Raw genomic sequence first — 20,696 nt, 5'->3', positions numbered from 1 at the left:
AACAAAAACATTGAGATATCTCGTATTCATATTATCGTTATTTACATTAATAGCCTGCGATAACAAACAGGAAAAGAAAAAGCCCGAAGCAGCAGCCGTGCAAAAGCCTAAGATTACAAAAGAGTTTGGTATTGTTACTAACGATTTTCAGGTGGTGCACGACACTATAAAGAGTGGCGACACTTTTGGCGGATTGCTGGGTAAAGAGGGTTTTGATCCTGCTGCCATACACAACATAACAGAGCAGATCAAAGATACCTTTGACCTGCGCGACATTCGTATTGGCAAGCCCTTTACGATGTTTAAAGATAAAAAAGCCCCTAATGGGCTTAAAATGTTTATATACGAACCTGATAAGCTGAGTTACTATGTGATAGACCTTCGCGATAGCATAGCTAAGGTAAGTAAAACAGTAAAACCCATTACCGTAAAGCGCAGGGTTATTGCTGCAGAGATAGAAGGTTCCCTGGCCGAAACACTTAATAAAGCGGGTGCCGGGCCTGCGCTTGCTCAGGAACTGTCTGAGGTATATGCCTGGAGTATCGACTTCTTTAAGATACAAAAGGGCGATAAGTTTGCCGTGGCCATTAATGAAAAATACATTAGCGATACCATTTATGCCGGAGTAGAAAGCATAGATGCATCATTCTTTGAATATAAAGGAAAAAAAATATACGCTTTTCCGTTTAAGCCAGAGGCAGGGGGCAGGGCACAGTATTATGATGAAGAGGGAAAGGTGCTTAAGAGTATGTTTCTTAAGGCGCCGCTTAAATTTAGCCATATAACTTCTAAGTTTTCACCAAGGCGTTTCCACCCCGTGCAGATGACCTGGAAAGCGCACAACGGAACCGATTATGCAGCCCCTACGGGCACGCCCATTATGACTACTGCAACAGGTACAGTTATACAGGCCGGCTATACATCGGGCAACGGTAATTACGTAAAAGTAAAACACAACGGTACATATACCACCCAATACCTGCACATGAGCAGGATACTGGTACGCCAGGGGCAGCACGTTACCCAGGGGCAAACCATAGGGCTGGTAGGCAGTACAGGCCTTGCCACAGGGCCGCACGTGTGTTACCGTTTCTGGAAAAATGGCGTACAGGTAGATGCACTGAGACAAAAATTACCAAACTCACTGCCTATGGAAGCCAAATATAAACCGGCTTTTATTAAGCAGATGGAGCCTCTTAAAAAAGAGCTTGACGATATAGCGAATAAAAAATTTAACTCCTCAATAAACTAAGAAGAAAATGGCATTACAAAACATTAACCCATCGGGTACGGCTGCATGGCAGGCGCTGCGCGACCATTTTGCTGAGATGCAAAACGCATCTATGCAGGATCTTTTTGCCGCTGATGCACAGCGTGCAGAAAAATTCCATATCAAATGGGAAGATTTCCTTATCGACTATTCTAAAAATATCGCTTCTGAGCAAACATTTGGCCTTTTACAGGATCTTGCTAAGCAAGTTGACTTAAAAGGCGCCATAGACGCTTATTTTGGCGGTGAGATCATCAACAGGACTGAAGGCCGCGCTGTACTGCACACCGCACTTCGTGCACCCGAGACTGCTGATATAAAAGTAGACGGCGTTAATGTAATGCCTGAAGTATATGCCGTAAAAAACAAAATAAAAGAATTTACCGGTAAGGTTATAGGTGGCGAACTTAAAGGCTACACAGGCAAACCTTTTACAGATGTAGTAAACATCGGTATCGGCGGGTCAGATCTTGGGCCTAACATGATCGTAGAAGCGCTTAAATTCTACAAAAACCAGCTTAACGTTCGTTTTATATCTAATGTAGATGGCGACCATGTTACAGAAAGCCTTAAGGGACTTGATCCTGAAACTACATTGTTTGTTGTGGCTTCTAAAACCTTTACTACGCAGGAAACGCTTAGCAATGCAGAAACAGCACGCAAGTGGTTTCTTCAAACAGCTTCGGCTGATGATGTAGCAAAGCATTTTGTGGCGGTTTCTACAAATATTAAAAAAGTTACTGAATTTGGCATTGCCGAACAAAACATATTCCCAATGTGGGACTGGGTAGGCGGACGCTTCTCACTATGGAGTGCCGTAGGCCTTACGGTTGCCCTTGCTGTGGGGTATGATAACTTTGACGGTCTGCTTAAAGGTGCCAATAAAATGGACGAACACTTTAAAACGGCTGAGTTTGACCAAAACATTCCTGTGGTGCTGGCACTACTAACGGTTTGGTACAACAACTTCTTTGGTGCAGAGAGCGAAGCACTTATACCATATACACAATACCTGCAAAAACTGGCTCCGTACCTGCAACAGGGTATTATGGAAAGTAATGGTAAGAGTGTAGGCCGCGATGGCAACCCGGTTAATTACCAAACCGGTACTATTATTTGGGGAGAGCCGGGCACAAACAGCCAGCACGCTTTCTTCCAGCTAATACACCAGGGTACTAAGCTTATACCTACTGATTTCATTGGTTTTGTAAAACCACTTTATGGCGATGCTGACCACCATGAAAAACTAATGTCTAACTTCTTTGCACAGACAGAAGCTTTACTAAGCGGAAAGACTGAGGCTAAGGTAAGGGCAGAGTTTGAAAAAGCAGGCGTTAGCCAGGAGCAGGCAGATTACCTTACGCCATTTAAGGTGTTTAACGGTAACAAGCCTACCAACACTTTCCTTATTAAAAAACTTACACCAGAAACGCTGGGTTCGCTTGTAGCGCTGTATGAGCACAAGATTTTTGTACAGGGTGTTATCTGGAACATCTTTAGCTACGACCAGTGGGGCGTAGAGCTTGGCAAGCAACTTGCCAACTCTATTCTTGATGAAATAAAGTCGGGTGATGTTAAAGAACACGATGGCTCTACTACCTTTCTTGTTAAAGCTTTTTTAGCTGAGAAGTAGTATTTAGCTTTATGATATATTGAACGCCTTCACATTGTGAAGGCGTTTTTTTATACTATAACTTATCGCAAAGCGTTAATATTACAACCAATAAAACCATTTATGCTAAAATCAACATTTGCAATAGTACTATGCACAATATTACTTATGTCCTGCAACAAGAACGATCAATTTGTAAAAGCTAAAACTATCCCTACAAGAATTGATTCTCTTACAACCAATGCGGAAATTGAAGATTATATTGGAGATTCTGACAGTATGTACCGGAAATTTACACTACAGAAAGTACAGGATATCATTTGCAGTGGCTGCGACACTATTACTAACCTTGACAGCCTTGCAAACAACCTTAAAATAAATTTTTCATGGCAGAAAGCCGATTTAGATAACAATGGCTATACGGATCTGCTTGCGACAGGGAGAAATAATACATACGTCAAATTTGAAGATAGCTTTATACACCCACAGGGCTTCAATGCATTTATACTGATGAATTTTGGAGAAGGTAACATAAAAACATATGACCTTACTGACGGACATTTCATGAGCCTTACGGCACGCATTGAATACGACAGCTTACAGCCTTTTGTAATGGTATATAAGCCAAGGCTGATTTCCAAAGTTAAGCGGTACAGGCACCCGGAAACAAAATCTAAACTCACTTTTAAATTCGGAAATTTTATAGAATACAATCCGGCAGTAAAGAAATATGATATTGAGAAAATTGAGTATGCTACAACAGGCTGCAATGGAGAATGCCCTGTTTTTTCAATTGCTATTAATAAAGAAGGTAATGCGGTATTTGTAGCAAATTACTATAATTACACACAGCCCTGGCAAAAAGGCAATTTATTAACTGGTACATATAAATCCACAGTTAAAGATGACGATCTTGAAGAATTAATTGATGTGCTTAATTATACCGATTTTCCAAATCTAATAGACAATTACAGCGTACCATGGACATGCGACCAGGCAGGGATAATAAAAATAACATATGATAACGGTAAAACCAAGACCATAAGCGATTATGGATTGCAAGGCACTTATGGATTAAGGTTACTCCATTCAATGTTTAAAGAATTACGAACGAACCAGCAATGGAAATGGGTCAGTAAAGATGCGCCATACAATTTACTCATGAAGGGCGAATAAAATAGATAGCAAAATTTCACAGGCCTTTCAATCATCTTTAGTATTGTTATTAACTAAGTAGCTAAGTAGCATTTTCATGTAGTTGAGGCGTTTTTTGTTTTACATTTATCGTAAAATCAAATGAATAATCTATGCTTAAGGTAATACAATTATTAATACTTATTTCCTGTAGTTATGTAGTATTCGGACAAACTGTTCCAGTCCCTGAAAATTATACTATAATCGAATCTGTTTTGGGCGATTTGGATAAGGATAACATAAAAGAGTTGGTTGTAGCTTATACCATAGGTAAAGAAACTACAGAATATGAAAGCCTGTCGCGGGAACTCATCATTTATAAAATGAAAGACACAGAATGGATTCTGTGGAAAAGGTCGACACAGGCTCTCTACGGAAGCCGTGATGGTGGTATGACGAGCGATCCTTATGGCGGTATGGAAATAAAAAATAGTGTTTTAGAGGTGAGTCAAAATGGAGGCAGTAGCTGGAAATGGGGACATACTGATAAATATCGCTATCAAGATGATGATTTTTACCTGATTGGATATACAAGTAATTATGGGAAAATTTGTGAAGAATGGACAAGTGTAGATTTTAACTTATCGACCGGGAAAATAATCGTGGAAAAAGAATATCAAACCTGTAACGATACTAATGAAGAAGAAACGATTTATAAAACTGAAAATGAAGCGATGTACAAAAAGGGTTTAAAAATTATGCTTGAAAAACGAAATGAACAGGAAATAAAGCTAATAACCCCTAAGTACAAGCATGAAATTTACATAGCAGTTAAGGATGACTAAAACGCAGTGTATATTTTATTTATGCTATAAAGCATTTACATCTGGTAGGTTTTTAAAAGCCTTGGTGTAATTGTTATATTGGGTTAAGGTGCATTACTGTTTTTGAGTAATATTGCAGTGTATTTAATAAGAATTATATCAATTATGGGATTTTTAAATAAACTCTTCGGGAATAAAAAAAAGACTTCATCATCAGAGGTTGAAAATCCGGATCTACAAACAAATGAGATGTTTATTTCTACAGGTGATAATTTTGGATTTAAAATTATAAGGCCATTAAGCGAACAGCAATTAAATCAAATTGAAAATTCGACAATCTTGCTTAGAACAGGTCAGCTTTATGTACACTATTGGGAAGATGGTTTAGTTTGTAATGATCGTAATGATCCCGAATGGCAAAATAAAGTTATGTTTTTTTGGAAATATGAGGAACCTTTTCCGAAAAGGTCGTTGCCGCCTGAGTTTTTGAATTTTAATATTAAGTGCTTTCTTTTTTGTGGTGATATTAAGAAAATTTCTTTTAAAGTGGCGAAAGCGATGCCTTGGTTTGGAATGCCCGGCTTAGGAGACAAACATGTTTGTGAATTAGACGAAATAAAAATTACAGTTCCTGAAATGAATAAACAAGGTTTGGTGGAATATTTTGAACACGTTGAGCTTACAAATGATAATCTGGATATTTTGACTAATAAAGAAGACTATTTGTTTTTAATTGATGAGAGTTTAACGCCTTTTAAAAATGGGAGTTTTTATTTGAAAGGACAACCAATTTTAATTAGTGACGCTTACAGGATTGGCGGTATCCATATTATTAAGAAAGTTGAATTGGAATAGGAGTATAAAATTAGTCAACATACAAGACTACATAATTTAATAAATAAGGTAACTCAAATACCCTTAGAATAGTATCCCTATCTACAAAACAAAAAGCCCGACTGAGTGATCAGTCGGGCTTTTAATATCAGCTTATTTTAAAACTATTCAGTTTTGATCAGTTTTACTTCAACCCTACGGTTTTGAGCTTTACCTTTTGCAGTTTTGTTAGATGCAACTGGTTTAGTTTCACCAAAACCTTTAGATGTTAGCCTGTCTGCAACAATACCGTTTTCTACTAAGAAACCTTTAACTGCAGCAGCCCTGTTTTCAGATAGTGTCTGGTTAAGCGCGTTGCTACCATCGCTGTCTGTGTGACCTTCAATGCTAAAGTTAGCGTTAGGGTATTCTTTAAATATTGCTAACATAGAAGCAAGTACCGGCATAGTTTCTTCTTTAAAAGTAGCTTTACCACTGTTAAACAGTATAGTACGTGCATACTCGTTTAGTCTCTTCATTACCTCTTCAGTAACTTCAGGACATCCGCGGTTAGCAGCAGTACCTTTTACGTTAGGGCAAAGATCATCTTTGTCAAGTACACCGTCGCCATCTGTATCTGGCCATGGGCATCCGCCGTTTTCTTTAGGACCTGCAACTGTAGGACATTTGTCATCTTTATCAGCTACGCCGTCACCATCCTGGTCAGGACAGCCTTGTAGTGCTTTAAGACCTGCAACATCCGGACAAGCATCGTCTTTGTCAGGAATACCGTCGCCATCTGTATCAGGACATCCCTGGAATTCAGGTAAACCTGCTACGTCTGGGCATGAGTCACTTTTGTCTGGAATACCATCACCGTCTGTATCAGGACATCCGTTGAATTGTTTTAGGCCCGGTACTTCAGGACACTCATCATCTTTGTCATAAATACCATCTTTGTCAGTATCTTTTCCACCAAATTTGAAGGTAAGACCTGCAAAGTGCTGTATGTGCCTTGGTACGTTAGCATCTGCCTGGTCTTCAAACGTGTGCTTGTAAGTAGACTGTACTGTAAGGCCAACGTTTTCTGTAAACCAGAAGTTAACACCTATACCACCGTTTACGGTACCGTTACCAGAGTTGTCTAACCATGTGTAACCACCACCTACGTGAACGTAAGGGTTAAACCATGATTTTTCAAGGAAACCATATTTAATGATACCATCTACGGCATAGTAAGTAAGATCGCCCGGATCTGTTACCTGAAAGTCTAGTGTACCCGGAGTACGTGTAACTAATTTGTCAATTTTGTTTACTGATCCTGTAACACCAAAAGACAGTCCGCTGCCGATATAGCGAGACACGTTAAGGTAAGATACAGATGGAAGCACATTCCATGATTCTTCAGTTTTGAAAAAATGGGTGAATTGGTCGCCAAATTCTGAAGAGGCCCCAAAACGGTTGCTCACTGCATTGACACCGAAGGATATAGCCCAAGGGTTGTCTTCGTTCTGCGCCTGAGCCGTAAAGCCCAAAGCTAGTAGTGCAGCAACGAATAGTTTGTTTAGATGTTTCATACTTTTTCGTTTAAATTACATATAGGTTATATACTACAAAATTACTTTGTTCCCCCGTACTGGCAAAACGAATTAATACAAATTATCCTACAGACTTGCTTAAATTATAGTTAAATCACACTTAATGATTTGCCAACCGCTGTAAATGCGCTGATTGCCTTATCAAGATGCTCCTTTGTATGTGCCGCAGAAAGCTGTACGCGAATGCGTGCTTTACCCTTTGGCACCACCGGGAAGAAAAATCCTATTACATAAATTCCTTCCTTTAAAAGTTCGTCGGCCATGTTTTGGCTAAGCTGTGCATCATATAGCATTACCGGTACTATGGCGCTGTCTCCGTCAACAATATCAAAACCTGCTTTCTTTATTCCGTCTTTAAAGTAGTTGGTGTTCCACTCCAGTTGGTCGCGCAGGGTTGTATCCTTTTCTAAAAGTTCGAACACCTTAATAGATGCGCCCACAATAGCCGGTGCAAGCGAGTTGGAGAAAAGGTATGGGCGCGAACGCTGCCTTAGCAATTCTATAATTTCTTTTTTACCGGTAGTATATCCACCCATGGCACCGCCAAGTGCTTTACCAAGCGTACCTGTAATAATGTCTACACGGCCCATAACGCCTTTAGCCTCAAGCGTACCTTTTCCGGTAGCGCCTATAAAGCCAGCGGCATGACACTCATCTACCATAACAAGTGCATCATACTTATCGGCCAGGTCGCATATTTTATCTAATGGAGCTACTACACCGTCCATACTAAAAACACCATCGGTAACGATAATCTTAAATCGGTGGCCTTTCTCGGTAGCTGCAATAAGCTGCGCTTCCAGGTCTTCCATATTGCTGTTTTCATAACGGTAGCGTGCGGCTTTACACAGGCGTACACCATCTATAATGCTGGCGTGGTTAAGGCTATCTGATATAATGGCATCTTCTTCGCCTAATAACGGTTCGAACACACCGCCATTTGCATCAAAGGCAGCGGCATATAATATAGTGTCTTCAGTGCCATAAAATTTAGCTACAGCTGCTTCAAGGTCTTTGTGTATATCCTGGGTGCCGCATATAAAACGTACAGATGACATACCGAAGCCGTGGGTGTCAAGCGCGTCTTTAGCGGCTTGTATAACCTCAGGGTGAGAAGAAAGCCCCAAATAATTGTTAGCACAAAAATTTAGTACTGTTTCGCCCGTATTTAGTGTTATCTCTGCACCTTGTGGCGAAGCGATAATACGTTCTTTTTTATACAGGCCGTTTTCTTTAATTGATTGTAGCTCTGATTCAAGGTGTTGTTTGATTTTTCCGTACATTTTATGTTTGTTGTTTGTAGTTTATTGTTTCACAAAGTCTCGCTAAGAAGGCGCAAAGTTACACAAAGCCAATTTCTTAGCGAGCCTTTGTGCCTTCTTTGTGTGCCTTTTCGATATAATCTCTCAATCTAAATGAACTATTTCTAATGCTGCACTGATATAAACAATAGTTTTTTTCTCTACCACTAACCCCATTTGCCTTAGCGCAAAAGCGTACCCATCGAGCTGTTTTGCATAACTCTCTTTGTGGGCTCCGGTTTTATAGTCTAAAAGGTAGGCTTTACCATCTTGTATGGCTACACGATCGGGCTTTATGTTAGGCATGCCCGGGCCAATGATGTTTTGTTCGTTAAAAACGGTATTCCCTTCACTAAAGAAAACTTCAAGGTCAGGGTGGGTAACCACAAGGCTTACTATGGCTTCCATGTCTTCCTGTTGAGAGTGGGTTATGAGGCCATTTTCTGTAGCTTTTATTATGGCAAGCGGAATATCATCTGCAGTTTTTATATACGATAACACCTCGTGGGTAACATTACCAAATTCTATGGCTTGTGCCTGGCTGTTGCCCCACATAAGCGATTCGCGCTGTGCGATCTTTACCTTACGCGGATTAAAGCGCTCGTGCACTACGGCTATTTTAGGTTGTTCTGCCTCGTGTGGTTGCGGTTTAGACAGGCGTGTAGCCGCCCCAAATTCATATTCGGCAAGCTGGTTGTCAAAAATGCTTTTGTCCATCAGGTACTCTATAAAGTAAGACGACATATTGTTTTTAGCCAACTCACCTGTACGTGTAAAGTTGCGGTTGCTTATAATGTACAACTGCTCCTCGGCACGGGTAAGGGCTACATATAGTATGTTGATGTTGTCTAACAGTTCTTCCTGCTCTTTTATGTTATAGAGTTCAGCGGCTTTTTCGCCATAATCGGTTACGGCACGGCTGCTGTCAATAAGCGCTTTTTCAAATTCAAAGGTGTCATCATCCATTTCCAGCCAAAGCTTGCTGCGGCGCGAACGGCTGTAATCTTCTTCTGCAAAAGGGAATATTACCACCGGGAACTCCAACCCCTTACTTTTATGTATGGTCATAATGCGCACAGCATCATTACCCTCGGGAGATGGTATGCTGAACTTAGAACCATTCTTATCCCAGTACTCCAGGAAGTCAGCAATGCCGCTTTGCGTACGGATGTCGCGCTCCAGAACCAGGTCGAGGAAGTACTGCACATAACTCTGGTTGCTCTTTTCTTTAATAAAGGCATCAATAATGCTTTCTACCGCTTCGTAAAGCGATTTTTTGCGACAGTTTTTAAACGATATATATATGTTATGAACTCCCAGCCACTTTTCTAAGGCATCCTCGGTAGGTTGCTCCATACCCTGTGCTATAAAATCGTGCTTAGCTATTTCGGTCTGCGTACCGCTGGCAAAGTATAGAAAATGTGCTTTAGCCTCTTTATTTTCGTTGCTTTTAAGGTAGCGCAGCAGGTTAATTATAAGCTTAACTTCGGTAGCATTTTCTATCAGCAACGTTTCTGACGATAGTATAGGGATCTGCTTTTCGGTAAGGTAATTTGCTAAAAGTACACCCGGTTGACGCTTTCGCGTAAGCAGCACAATGTCTTTGTAGCTAAAGCCCTGCGCCTTGGCCTTTTCTATTATTGCAAGGGTAGCGTCAAGATATAAATCGTTTTTACTTAACTCTTCATCGCCTTCTGCTGCGTCTGGGTTTGTAGTGCTTTTGGGTAAAAAGCTGATGTTTACATAACCGCCCTCTTTAGCATTTACACCCTGAAAACTGTTGGCATACATTTCCTGGTAGTCTGCATTTTGAAACTTGCCGGAGAGGTATTTAAAAAAAGTATTGTTAAACCCAATAACCTCGCTGTAGCTCCTGTAATTAGTACCTAGCGCCACCGTTTGCTTAGATGGGTTAGAAAACGGATTAAAGGTTTCTTTGCCCAATTCTATAAACTGCTCAGCACGGCCACCACGCCAGCGGTAAATGCTCTGCTTAGGGTCACCCACTATCATTAACGATCCGCGGCCGGCATGTATGTCTTCACCCGCCAGGGCATTATCTATAAGCGGTACCAGGTTGTGCCACTGCATCTGGCTGGTATCCTGAAACTCATCTATAAAAAAGTGTCGGTAGCGCTCGCCCAGGCGTTCATAGATAAACGGTGCGGGCTGGTTTTGTATCTCTTTATGGATGATAGCATTAAATTCAGAAATCGAGAGTACATTCTGCTCTTCCTGTATGCGCTTAAGTTCCTGCCCAATGGTGTTAAGCAACGATAGTGGTGTAATGTTTTTTAGAAAGGCTGCATAAAAGTTGCGCTTCTCATTATTCTTATAGGCTTTTTGCAGCAGCGTAATTATTTCGGGCAGTACACCTTCTATAAGAGGTCGGTCTTTAGCAGTTTTGTTGATAGCAACTTCCTCAGGGGTGGCAAATTTATAATTGGCGGCCTTAGGGTCATTTATCTTTATATAACCAATATGGTTTGGAAACGTACCCCGGGAAAACGACTTGAGGTCGATACCCTGATTGTTTAAAATATCCTCGATCTGCTGGCCTAATGCTGTGTTTTCAGCTTCGAGTGCTGTTGTGGTTTGGCGCAGTTTCTCTTTAATTAATAAAAAATCGGCTATAGATTTAGACTCAAACTGTTCCAGTTCGGTACGGTTATTTTCGTCCACTAATAGCTTTCCGGTTTCAAACAGCTCGTAGGTTACATCCCAGCTTTTGTCGTTATCGGTCTTATCCAGCGAAAAATCTACAAGCAGCGACGTAAGCACGGGGTCATCTCCTGCTTTTGCAATTACGGCATCTACGGCTTCCTGTAGCAGGAGGTCGGTTTCCAGCGACACGTCAAACGTAACCGGCAGGTTAAGGTCGTGCGCAAAGGCGCGGATAACCTTGTGGGTAAACCGGTCTATGGTACTAATGTCAAAAGCGGCATAGTTGTGTATGATGTTTTTAATTATCGACCGGCTCTTGTCTTTAATTGTGGCAAGCGAAAGCCCGGTTTCGGCCCGCAAGTCGATCATGAGGGCTTCGGCGCGGTCGCCCGGTTCATCCTTCGCAAAATCAGAAAGATTTTTGATGATGCGGCTCTTCATTTCGGCTACAGCCTTGTTAGTAAAGGTAATGGCCAGGATGCGGCGGTAGGCATCATCTGTATTTGCGGTTAGCAAGATACGCAGGTACTCTTTAACAAGCGTATAGGTTTTGCCCGACCCTGCCGAGGCATTGTAAATGGAAAATGCGGTATGTGCCATAGCACAAATATAACGTATGATTGTTAATAGTAAAAATAGGACTCAATACCTGATTGTAAAAAAACAATTTTTCAAAGTTTAAAATATCGTTTTAGTAGTTATGACCACTAAATAATTGCAAAATCCTATTTATTATGAAATGTAAATTACCTAAATTTGGTATAGATATTATACTAATCTTTAAAACCACATATCATCATGGCATTTGAGCTACCTAAACTTCCTTACGCATACGACGCTTTAGAACCACATATCGATGCTAAGACAATGGAAATTCACCATACTAAGCACCACAACGCATATACTACAAACCTTAATGCTGCCATAGCAGGTACAGACCTTGAAGGCAAAACGATAGAGAACATTCTTATTAACCTTGATAAAAAGAATGCTGCTCTACGTAACAATGGCGGTGGTTACTATAACCACAACCTGTTCTGGACTGTACTTTCTCCTAAAGGTGGAGGCGAGCCTACAGGCGAACTTGAGGCTGCTATCGAAAAAGCGTTTGGCTCTTTTGAAGAGTTTAAGGCTAAATTTAACAAAGCAGCTGCTACACAATTCGGTTCTGGCTGGGCATGGCTTACTGTAGAAAAAGGCGGCAAGCTTGACGTGGTAGGTACTCCTAACCAGGACAACCCACTAATGCCGGAAGTAGGTGGCGAAGGTACACCTATTCTTGGCCTTGACGTATGGGAGCATGCATACTACCTAAACTACCAAAACCGCAGGCCTGATTATATTGAGGCATTCTGGAACCTGGTAAACTGGGAAGAAGTTGCAAGGCGTTACGCCAACGAGAAATAATTCTCTTTAATTTTAGATAATGAAGACGGGTACTGAGAGGTGCCCGTTTTTTTTATTTAAATTTGGTCATTGTAGTGAAGAATCTTATGTATTCACTATTTTATACTTAACAATGCCTTACAACGAAAACACCATACAGCGCATTCGCGAAATACTCCAGCAAAAAGGGGCTGACTTTTATGAGAAAGCCATGTTTGGCGGCATATGCTTTATGGTAGATGATAAAATGCTATGTGCCTGCAAGATCGAAAAAGCTACAGGAGAAGACCGCCTTATGTGCCGCCTTAGCCCTGAAGATGCTGAAGAAGCTGTAAAACAGGATGATGTAAGCCCTATGGACTTTACCGGAAAATCTATGAAAGGGTATGTGTATGTAGAGGCTGGCGCCTTCGCTACTACAAAACAACTTAACTACTGGCTGCAGCTATGCCTTGAATTTAACCCGCTTGCTAAAGCGAGTAAGAGGAAATAATAATATTGAGCTCTTCATCTGTAAGAGGGAAGCTGCTCCCTCTCCTTCGGAGAGGGCTGGGGAGAGGTCTTAAAAAAGCCTCAATTGCTCACCCTTAGTACCGTCAAACAAATCGGTCCTTAAATCAGGAATTCCTTTGTTGTTAAAATATTTCTGGCGGGCTATTTTAAAAGTGGTATGTATCATATCGGCAATATTGCCTTCGCCTTTTTTACGCTTTGCAACGTTTTTCTCGCCCAGTTTACCGCCGTGCATACTGGCTATCTGGTTCAACACTTTATCACGCCTGTCCGGGTAATGCTCCTCCAGCCAGTCTATAAATATGGGCTCTACCGTATCATTTAGCCGCACAAGGGTATAGCCAAAGCTTGATGCACCTTTCTCGGTAATTACCTTAACGGTATTTAGTATTTCCATACTGTTTAGCCCCGGAATTATGGGTGCTACCATTACATGTACCGGAATGCCGTTTTGGCTCAGGGTTTCTATGGCTTGCAGCTTAGTGTTTACTGATGAGGTGCGGGGTTCCAGCTTGCGGCGCAGTTCTTCATTTACTGTAGGGATGCTTAGCGAAACCGTAACAAGATTCTTTTCGGCCAGTTGTTTAAGTATGTCGATATCTCGGGTTACAAGCGCATTTTTGGTCAGGACATCAACCGGATGCCTGTAGTCTAAAAATACCTGTAGCAGTTTGCGGGTAATTTGTAGCTTGCGCTCTATGGGCTGGTAGCAATCGGTATTGCCAGACATGAGTATTGATTCCGGTTTATAACCACGCTTTTTAAAGAACTGTTCCAGCAGTTCGGGCGCGTTTTTCTTGACCATTATCTTCCGTTCAAAATCTACACCTGCACTATAGCCCCAGTATTCATGCGTGGGGCGCGCAAAGCAATAGGCACAACCGTGTTCGCAACCCTGATACGGATTCATGCTGTATGCCATGCTTAAATCCGGACTTTTAACCGGGTTCACAATAGATTTAGGGAAAACTTCGAGTATTTCGGTCTTTGCTATCTCTTCTTCAAAATCGTCATCATAGATGGATTTTTCATAGCGGTTCTTTAAAAAAAGATTGTGTATGTTTTGTACCGCGCCCTGTCCTTTAATAGTTTCCTTCTTCATAAAAAATGCCTCCTTAACCGGGAGGCAAGTTATATATTTTAGAAGACTAAAAAAAGCTAATTAAGAAAATAATCTTATATTAAATTGTATGGTTTACCCTTGGCGGAAATACATGGTCTTTCCAAAATTCGATAACACTAATAAGTGTATTGGCAAGCTTTTCTGCTGTATCTGGCTTATAGTAGCAATGTACAAACGTGTGTGTTGAATTTACCGGAAGGCTTTGGTTCGCCAAGATTAAAAACATATAAGGTACGCGTTCTGTATCAAATTTTTCGTGCATATAGATCATGTTGCGGCTATCCATAATTTCAATCGCATCTGTAAGTGTGCTTTGCATCACTATAAAAGTATCATCAATATTTTGCTGTATGTATGCAGATGCCTCATCTGAAGTTGTAAAGCACACAAACTCATTTTTAAAACCTGCTGCCTTTATATGGTCGCACACCTGCCTGCTATGGTCTTCATCGGTATCTAAAAGTATTAATTTTCCGTTCTTTTTCATTTTTTTGATATAGTGGGGGTGATACACAAATTTAGGGCGTATAATTTTCAACTGGTTATAATATTATGCCAATTGTGTTATTATGTGATGGTTAAAGTTACCACAAATAAAAAACTGCCCGGAGACAGTTTCCTGATCCGGGCAGCTACATAAAACAAACAATTAATCTAAAATAATTAAGATAACCTCTCCTAATTATGCGGTTTACTTCCAGCCACCGCCAAGGGCCCTGTAAAGTGTAATGATTGCAGACAGTCTTTGGTAACGGTTGTCTATAAGGCTTAGTTCGCTGTTAAGCGCGTTATCTTTTGCGGTAAGTACCTCAAGGTAGTTTACCAGCCCATAAGTAAGCAACTCGTCGCTGTAGTCTGCGGCTTTTTTAAGCGCATCTACCTGCTTTTCCCTTATGGTTATTTTATTGGTTTCGTTACTATAAGTAGCCAGTGCATCGCTAACCTCGCGGCTTGCAGTAACCAGCGACTGCTCAAACTGTACATAGGCCTGTGCCTGTGTAGCTTTTGCCGCCTCATACTTAGTGCGTATTTGCCTTTGGTTAAAAATAGGCTGTGTAATACCTGCCAGTACGGTAGCAAAAAGCGAGTTAGTGCTAAACCATGTTTTAATATCTATACTTTGTAAACCACCCTGAGGAGTAAGGGTTAGCGACGGATAAAATGCGCTGCGGGCAACATTAGTAAGTTCAAAAGTATTGATAAAAGCATATTCTGCAGCAATAACATCGGGCCTGTTTTTAAGCAACGATGCAGAATATCCTGCTTTAATATCTGCATTTACCTGCTGTGCTGTAAAGGTGCTGCGCTCTATTTTGTGAGGTGCTTCGCCCAATAATAGCGAAAGGCTGTTCTCTAAAAGAATGATGTTGTTTTTAAGGTCGGCAATAATTATTTCCGTTGCATATTTTTGTGCTTCGGTTTGTTTTACTGCTACCTCATTTACACTGCCCGCATCTTTAAGCGCGTGTATTACCTCTATACTTTCGTTACGGTTTATAAGAGTGCTGTCTGCCAATTTTAACTGCTCATCCAACGCCAATAGCTGGTAGTACATACTGGCAACATTGCTTATAACCGTTGTTTTAATGGCCTGATTTGCCGCTATGGTTTGCAAATATGTTGCGTTAAAAGCACGCTTGTTACTGCGTATCTTACCCCAGATGTCAGCTTCCCAGCTTAGATTACCTGTCAACATATAAGTATCTATACTACCACTAAATATTGCGCCAAACTGGCTGTTTTTTGCCAGCGCCTGGTGCTGTACGCTTGCTGTGGCACTAAAGGTAGGCAGGTATCCGGCCTTACCCTGTTTAAGGTAAGCCTCAGAGGCTACAATATTTTGAAGTGCTACACGCACATCAAAATTATTTTGCAGGCCTTTTTTAATGTGGCCCTGCAATAACGGGTCTGTAAATAATTTGTCCCACGATACATCGGCCAGCGATGCACTGTCCTGGGCTATAACCTCAGTGCGGTAAAGGTTCTCAGCCTTTACAGTGGGGCGTTTGTATGTTTTTGCCGAAAAGCACGACTGCAAAAGCAGGCCCACGGCTACAACAGTTGTTAGTCTATATATGTTTCTTTTCATGGTTTAGTGTCTGTTAAGCAATACTTTTTTCGCTCGCGGTGTCATCTTTCGGCTTGCCCGAAATGCGTTCCTGTAATCCCTGGAAGATGATGAACAGGATAGGGATAACAAATACCCCGAATATGGTACCTATAAACATACCACCCACGGCACCCATACCTATGCTCCTGTTACCCACAGCGCCTACACCGCTGGCAAAGGCAAGTGGCATAAGGCCAAAGATAAAGGCAAACGACGTCATAAGGATTGGCCTTAAACGCGCCTGTGCACCTTCAATAGCCGATTCTACAAGGCCAAGGCCGTGCTTACGCCTTTGCATGGCAAATTCTACGATAAGGATGGCGTTCTTGGCGAGTAGCCCTATAAGCATGATAAGCGCTACCTGGAAGTAAATGTTGTTTTCAAGCCCGGCAAGTTTTACAAAGCCAATGGCTCCTGCTATACCCACAGGTAAAGACAACAGTACTGCAAGCGGTACAATATAACTCTCGTACTGCGCACTAAGCAGGAAGTAAACAAATATAAGGCTCAGTAAGAACACACCGGCGGCCTGGCTGCCCGCAATAATTTCTTCACGCGTCATACCGCTAAATTCATATGTGTATGACTTTGGCAGGTGCTGTGCAGCAACTTCCTGTATGGCTTTAATAGCATCACCACTACTGTAGCCGGCATTACTTTTACCGTTAACGTTAACGGCCTTAAGCATGTTAAAACGCGCTACGGCTTCCGGACCATATATCTTTTTAAAGTCGATAAACTGGCTTATGGCTACCATTTGGTTATTGGCATTGCGCACATAGATCTTGTTGATCGAGTTTTCGTCTGCACGCTGGTTGGCCTCGGCCTGTATCATTACACGGTACTGCTTACCAAAACGGTTAAAGTCAGTAGTGTACAAACCACCGTAGTAACCCTGCATGGTGTTAAAGATATTGGTAACAGATACGCCTGCATCTTTAGCCTTCTCTACATCAATATCCATTTGGTATTGCGGGAAGCCCGGGTTAAAGTTAGTCATGGCATATTGTATTTCAGGGCGTTTGCCAAGTTCTGCAAGGAACTCGTTACTTACCTTACTTACCGTTGCCCAGTCGTCATCGCCGGTATCCTGAATTTTAAATTCAAAACCATCGGCAGTACCAAAACCGTTAACACTAGGCGGCGTAAAGAACAGCAGCTTAGCGTCTTTAAAACCTGCGGTACGGCCAAAGAGTTCGCCTACAATGGCATCTACACTCTGGTTTTTTTCTTTACGGTGGCTCCAGTCTTTCAGTTTGATAATAGTAAAGGCATAACTACCACCATTTACACGGTTAAGGAGGCTAAAGCCCACAACGCTCATACGCGCTTCTACAAGCGGCATACTTTTAAGTACCGAGTCCAGCTGGTTCACGGCCTTTTGAGTTTTTTCAAGTGTAGTTCCCGGAGGCATGGTAATATCACTCATGATGATACCACGGTCTTCGTTAGGAATAAAGCCTGATGGGGTAGTGGTAAACAGCCAGTACGTAATACCCACAAACACAAGGATAGCAAAACCTGTTATCCATCTGTGCTTGGCAAGACGCTTAAGAGAGCCTACATATTTATTGTTCATCGAATCGAAACCTGCATTAAAGGCGGTAAAGAAACGGTCTTTGAGGTTTTTCTTTTTATGTTCGCCGTGATCGTTATGTGGCTTAAGGAAAAGCGCACACAGTGCAGGAGAAAGCGTTAATGCATTTACAGCAGATATAAGGATAGCTACTGCAAGGGTAATGGCAAACTGCTTATAAAATACTCCCGATGGACCTCCAAGGAAAGATACGGGTACAAAAACCGCAGCCATAACTAATGTAATAGATACGATAGCACCGGTAATTTCGCTCATGGCACTAAGGGTTGCCTTTTTAGGGTCCTGTTCGCCTTCATCGAGCTTGGCATGAACGGCTTCTACCACCACAATTGCATCATCGACCACAATACCGATGGCAAGGATCATTGCAAAAAGCGTAAGCATGTTTATTGAGAAACCAAAAACATTAAGGAAGAAGAACGTACCCACAATGGCTACAGGTACCGCAATACCCGGAATTAGCGTACTGCGCACATCCTGAAGGAAAAGGAATACCACAATAAACACCAGGATAAAGGCTTCTATTAGTGTATGGATTACCTTATCGATAGACGCATCCAGGAATATTTTGGTGTCAAATGGCACTACATATTCTATACCTTCAGGAAAAGTAGGTTTAACCTCTGCAAGGATTTGGTTAACGGCATCAATAATTTCGTTAGCGTTAGAACCCGATGTCTGGAAGATACCAATAGCCACACCGTCTTTACCCATACCAAAGTTTTTCTGGCCGTAGTTAAAGGCGCCCAGTTCTACTTTAGCAACATCGCTAAGGTGTACAAAGTTTCCGTTTCCGGTAGATTTTACTACGATGTTCTCGTAATCTTTGGTCTTGTTAAGGCGGCCTTTGTATTTAATAACATATTCATAAATACCTTCGGCATTCTCTCCAAATTTACCCGGTGCGGCCTCTACGTTTTGTTCGTTAAGAGCAGCCTGTATATCGGCAGGGGTAAGGGCATAAGTTGCCATTTTTTCAGGATCGATCCAGATACGCATTGAGTAGTCTTTCGCACCAAATACGTTTACCTGGCCCACACCTTTAACCCTTTGCAGCCTTGGTACAAGGTTAATCTTGGCATAGTTTTGTACAAACGTTCCGTCATACTCAGGGTTTGTAGAGTATAGCGAAAGGAACATAAGCGAACTCGTCTGGCTCTTAAGGGTAGTAATACCTGTGTTGATTACGGCCTGGGGTAACTTAGGTGTAGCGCGAGATACCCTGTTTTGTACGTTTACCGCAGCAATGTCGGGGTTAACGCCCAGTTCAAAGAATACACTTATGTTAGCCGAACCGTCGTTAGCGGCACTACTCGTCATATAGGTCATGCCCTCTACACCGTTTATCTCTTCCTCAAGCGGAATAACAACAGAGTTAAGCACCGTCTCAGCATTGGCACCTGTATAAGTAGCCGTTACCTGTACGGTAGGTGGGGCAATTTCAGGGTATTGCTCTATTGGTAGCGATGTAAGCCCCAATATACCCAAAATGGTTATTAATATCGAAATTACGGTACTAAGTACCGGCCTTTCTATAAATGTTTTTAGCATTGCTGTATCTTAATTATTTAGCTTGAGTAGATGTCGTTTTTTTGGTAGTAACTATTGTAGCTACGGTGTCTTTCTTAACACTGTCCTGGGTAGCGGGTGCCGGTGTGTCATTTTTAACCTGCTGCGGCTGTATGGCGGCACCATCTTTAAGTTTGCTTGCGCCCTCTACTACCACAACTTCACCGGCTTCAAGGCCTTCGCTTACAATAAAGTTAAGCCCCGATGTGGTTTCTATGGTAAGTATCTTGCTCTTTACCGTGTTGTCTTTTTGCACCACATAGATCATTTGCTTGCCCTGCATATCAAACACGGCATTTTGCGGAACTACCACTACATCTTTGTGTAATACAGGTATGCGCACAATACCGTTACCACCGCTTCTTAATACAGACTCTGGGTTAGGGAATTCTGCACGGAATTGCGATGTACCCGTTGTAGCGTTTACAAGCCCGTTTACGGTTTCCAGTGTACCTTTTTGGTCGTACTCGCTGCCATCTGCAAGAAGCAGGCTTACCTTAGGTGTATTTTTCAGCTTTTGCTGAAGTGTAGCACCTTTAAAAGTTTTTGCAAAACTTATCATCTGCTTTTCGTTCATGCTAAAGTAAGCACGCATAAAACGGGTGTCAGCTACTGTAGTTAGCGGCAGCTCCATAGTAGGGCTGGCAAGGGCGCCTTCTTTAAACGGAAGCCCGCCTATAACGCCGTTAGCCGGAGAAACTATAGTACCGTAGCCTATGTTTGCTGCAATACTACTGTAGTTTGCTTTAGCCTGTGCAAGGCTGGCCTTGGCAGTTTCTAGCTGTACGTTACTTATAATTTTGCGGTCTACAAGCGGCTTAAGACGGTCTACCTCTACCTGTGCGGCAGATACGGCAGCCTTAGCAGCGTTAGCATCCTGGTTTTGGGTCTGTGTTTCTATTTTAAATAACAGCTGACCTTTTTTAACCTCCTGGCCTTCATCTACAAATATCTTACTGATGAAACCGGTAATTTTCGGGCGGATCTCTACGTTTTGGCGGCCTTCAAGGTTAGCCGTGTATTCTTCAAATACGGTAGCATCTTCGCGAACAACAGTTTGCACTGGGAATGGTGCAGGGCCTTGTTGTTGTGGTGCCTGTTCTTCTTTTTTGCCACAGGCGGTAAGCAGTAGTATAGCAGTTAATGCACTAATAACTTTCGTTCTTTTCATTGTGTGTGACG

General features: G+C 41.9%; 15 protein-coding genes. 7 read left to right on the top strand and 8 right to left on the bottom strand.

Annotated features, from left to right (window positions below):
• Window positions 1–10: 10 nt before the first annotated feature.
• From DYH63_RS17010 to DYH63_RS16990, 5 genes are all read left to right on the top strand, one after another.
• Window positions 11–1,252, top strand: coding sequence for a peptidoglycan DD-metalloendopeptidase family protein (locus tag DYH63_RS17010; RefSeq protein WP_116789934.1), 1,242 nt, complete (start codon window positions 11–13; stop codon window positions 1,250–1,252).
• A 7-nt stretch (window positions 1,253–1,259) separates the two neighbouring features.
• Window positions 1,260–2,903, top strand: coding sequence for a glucose-6-phosphate isomerase (pgi, locus tag DYH63_RS17005; RefSeq protein WP_116789933.1), 1,644 nt, complete (start codon window positions 1,260–1,262; stop codon window positions 2,901–2,903).
• 102 nt (window positions 2,904–3,005) lie between these two features.
• On the top strand, window positions 3,006–4,058 hold the full coding sequence (locus tag DYH63_RS17000; RefSeq protein WP_162927075.1) for a DUF6438 domain-containing protein: 1,053 nt from the start codon (window positions 3,006–3,008) through the stop codon (window positions 4,056–4,058).
• A 131-nt stretch (window positions 4,059–4,189) separates the two neighbouring features.
• Window positions 4,190–4,861, top strand: coding sequence for a hypothetical protein (locus DYH63_RS16995; RefSeq protein WP_116789931.1), 672 nt, complete (start codon window positions 4,190–4,192; stop codon window positions 4,859–4,861).
• A gap of 144 nt (window positions 4,862–5,005) precedes the next feature.
• Window positions 5,006–5,695 carry a glycohydrolase toxin TNT-related protein gene (locus tag DYH63_RS16990; RefSeq protein ID WP_116789930.1) on the top strand — a complete coding sequence of 230 codons (690 nt, stop codon included), beginning with the start codon at window positions 5,006–5,008 and terminating at the stop codon, window positions 5,693–5,695.
• A gap of 143 nt (window positions 5,696–5,838) precedes the next feature.
• On the opposite strand, the gene DYH63_RS16985 is transcribed toward DYH63_RS16990, so the two are convergent.
• The 3 genes from DYH63_RS16985 to DYH63_RS16975 all read right to left on the bottom strand — a co-directional run bounded on the left by DYH63_RS16985 (window position 5,839) and on the right by DYH63_RS16975 (window position 11,816).
• Entirely contained in the window at window positions 5,839–7,230 is a 1,392-nt protein-coding gene (locus DYH63_RS16985) for an OmpA family protein (protein WP_116789929.1), read from the bottom strand.
• Window positions 7,231–7,340: 110 nt separating this feature from the next.
• Entirely contained in the window at window positions 7,341–8,534 is a 1,194-nt protein-coding gene (gene kbl, locus DYH63_RS16980; protein ID WP_116789928.1) for a glycine C-acetyltransferase, read from the bottom strand.
• A gap of 123 nt (window positions 8,535–8,657) precedes the next feature.
• Window positions 8,658–11,816 (bottom strand): UvrD-helicase domain-containing protein, encoded by a 3,159-nt coding sequence (locus DYH63_RS16975; protein WP_116789927.1) that lies wholly within the window; start codon window positions 11,814–11,816, stop codon window positions 8,658–8,660.
• Between the two features lie 198 nt (window positions 11,817–12,014).
• Here DYH63_RS16975 and DYH63_RS16970 point away from each other — a divergent pair, with 198 nt between their 5' ends.
• Both DYH63_RS16970 and DYH63_RS16965 read left to right on the top strand, forming a co-directional pair.
• On the top strand, window positions 12,015–12,623 hold the full coding sequence (locus DYH63_RS16970) for a superoxide dismutase (protein WP_116789926.1): 609 nt from the start codon (window positions 12,015–12,017) through the stop codon (window positions 12,621–12,623).
• Window positions 12,624–12,735: 112 nt separating this feature from the next.
• Window positions 12,736–13,095 carry a TfoX/Sxy family protein gene (locus tag DYH63_RS16965; RefSeq protein WP_162927074.1) on the top strand — a complete coding sequence of 120 codons (360 nt, stop codon included), beginning with the start codon at window positions 12,736–12,738 and terminating at the stop codon, window positions 13,093–13,095.
• A gap of 69 nt (window positions 13,096–13,164) precedes the next feature.
• On the opposite strand, the gene DYH63_RS16960 is transcribed toward DYH63_RS16965, so the two are convergent.
• The 5 genes from DYH63_RS16960 to DYH63_RS16940 all read right to left on the bottom strand — a co-directional run bounded on the left by DYH63_RS16960 (window position 13,165) and on the right by DYH63_RS16940 (window position 20,685).
• Window positions 13,165–14,217 (bottom strand): PA0069 family radical SAM protein, encoded by a 1,053-nt coding sequence (locus tag DYH63_RS16960; protein WP_116789924.1) that lies wholly within the window; start codon window positions 14,215–14,217, stop codon window positions 13,165–13,167.
• A 79-nt stretch (window positions 14,218–14,296) separates the two neighbouring features.
• On the bottom strand, window positions 14,297–14,725 hold the full coding sequence (locus tag DYH63_RS16955) for a hypothetical protein (RefSeq protein ID WP_116789923.1): 429 nt from the start codon (window positions 14,723–14,725) through the stop codon (window positions 14,297–14,299).
• A gap of 204 nt (window positions 14,726–14,929) precedes the next feature.
• Window positions 14,930–16,327 (bottom strand): efflux transporter outer membrane subunit, encoded by a 1,398-nt coding sequence (locus tag DYH63_RS16950; RefSeq protein WP_116789922.1) that lies wholly within the window; start codon window positions 16,325–16,327, stop codon window positions 14,930–14,932.
• A gap of 13 nt (window positions 16,328–16,340) precedes the next feature.
• Complete coding sequence (locus tag DYH63_RS16945; RefSeq protein ID WP_116789921.1) at window positions 16,341–19,496, bottom strand: efflux RND transporter permease subunit; 3,156 nt, start codon at window positions 19,494–19,496, stop codon at window positions 16,341–16,343.
• A gap of 13 nt (window positions 19,497–19,509) precedes the next feature.
• Window positions 19,510–20,685: an efflux RND transporter periplasmic adaptor subunit gene (locus DYH63_RS16940; RefSeq protein ID WP_116789920.1), complete on the bottom strand. Its 1,176-nt coding sequence runs from the start codon at window positions 20,683–20,685 to the stop codon at window positions 19,510–19,512.
• Between the last annotated feature and the right edge of the window lie 11 nt (window positions 20,686–20,696).

The sequence above is a fragment of the Flavobacterium psychrotrophum genome (genome assembly GCF_003403075.1).
Taxonomy (GTDB): domain Bacteria; phylum Bacteroidota; class Bacteroidia; order Flavobacteriales; family Flavobacteriaceae; genus Flavobacterium; species Flavobacterium psychrotrophum.
The sequence above is the reverse complement of the archived record's forward strand: the minus strand, read 5'-3'. Positions and strand labels throughout refer to the sequence as shown.

Bases quoted from the DNA above. Each gene is read 5' to 3' on its own strand.
- DYH63_RS17000 (WP_162927075.1), top strand. From the start codon at position 3,006: ATGCTAAAATCAACATTTGCAATAGTACTATGCACAATATTACTTATG.
- pgi (WP_116789933.1), top strand. From the start codon at position 1,260: ATGGCATTACAAAACATTAACCCATCGGGTACGGCTGCATGGCAGGCG.
- kbl (WP_116789928.1), bottom strand. From the start codon at position 8,534: ATGTACGGAAAAATCAAACAACACCTTGAATCAGAGCTACAATCAATT.
- DYH63_RS16975 (WP_116789927.1), bottom strand. From the start codon at position 11,816: ATGGCACATACCGCATTTTCCATTTACAATGCCTCGGCAGGGTCGGGC.
- DYH63_RS16940 (WP_116789920.1), bottom strand. From the start codon at position 20,685: ATGAAAAGAACGAAAGTTATTAGTGCATTAACTGCTATACTACTGCTT.
- DYH63_RS16965 (WP_162927074.1), top strand. From the start codon at position 12,736: ATGCCTTACAACGAAAACACCATACAGCGCATTCGCGAAATACTCCAG.
- DYH63_RS16955 (WP_116789923.1), bottom strand. From the start codon at position 14,725: ATGAAAAAGAACGGAAAATTAATACTTTTAGATACCGATGAAGACCAT.
- DYH63_RS16970 (WP_116789926.1), top strand. From the start codon at position 12,015: ATGGCATTTGAGCTACCTAAACTTCCTTACGCATACGACGCTTTAGAA.
- DYH63_RS16945 (WP_116789921.1), bottom strand. From the start codon at position 19,496: ATGCTAAAAACATTTATAGAAAGGCCGGTACTTAGTACCGTAATTTCG.
- DYH63_RS16985 (WP_116789929.1), bottom strand. From the start codon at position 7,230: ATGAAACATCTAAACAAACTATTCGTTGCTGCACTACTAGCTTTGGGC.
- DYH63_RS16995 (WP_116789931.1), top strand. From the start codon at position 4,190: ATGCTTAAGGTAATACAATTATTAATACTTATTTCCTGTAGTTATGTA.
- DYH63_RS16960 (WP_116789924.1), bottom strand. From the start codon at position 14,217: ATGAAGAAGGAAACTATTAAAGGACAGGGCGCGGTACAAAACATACAC.
- DYH63_RS16990 (WP_116789930.1), top strand. From the start codon at position 5,006: ATGGGATTTTTAAATAAACTCTTCGGGAATAAAAAAAAGACTTCATCA.
- DYH63_RS16950 (WP_116789922.1), bottom strand. From the start codon at position 16,327: ATGAAAAGAAACATATATAGACTAACAACTGTTGTAGCCGTGGGCCTG.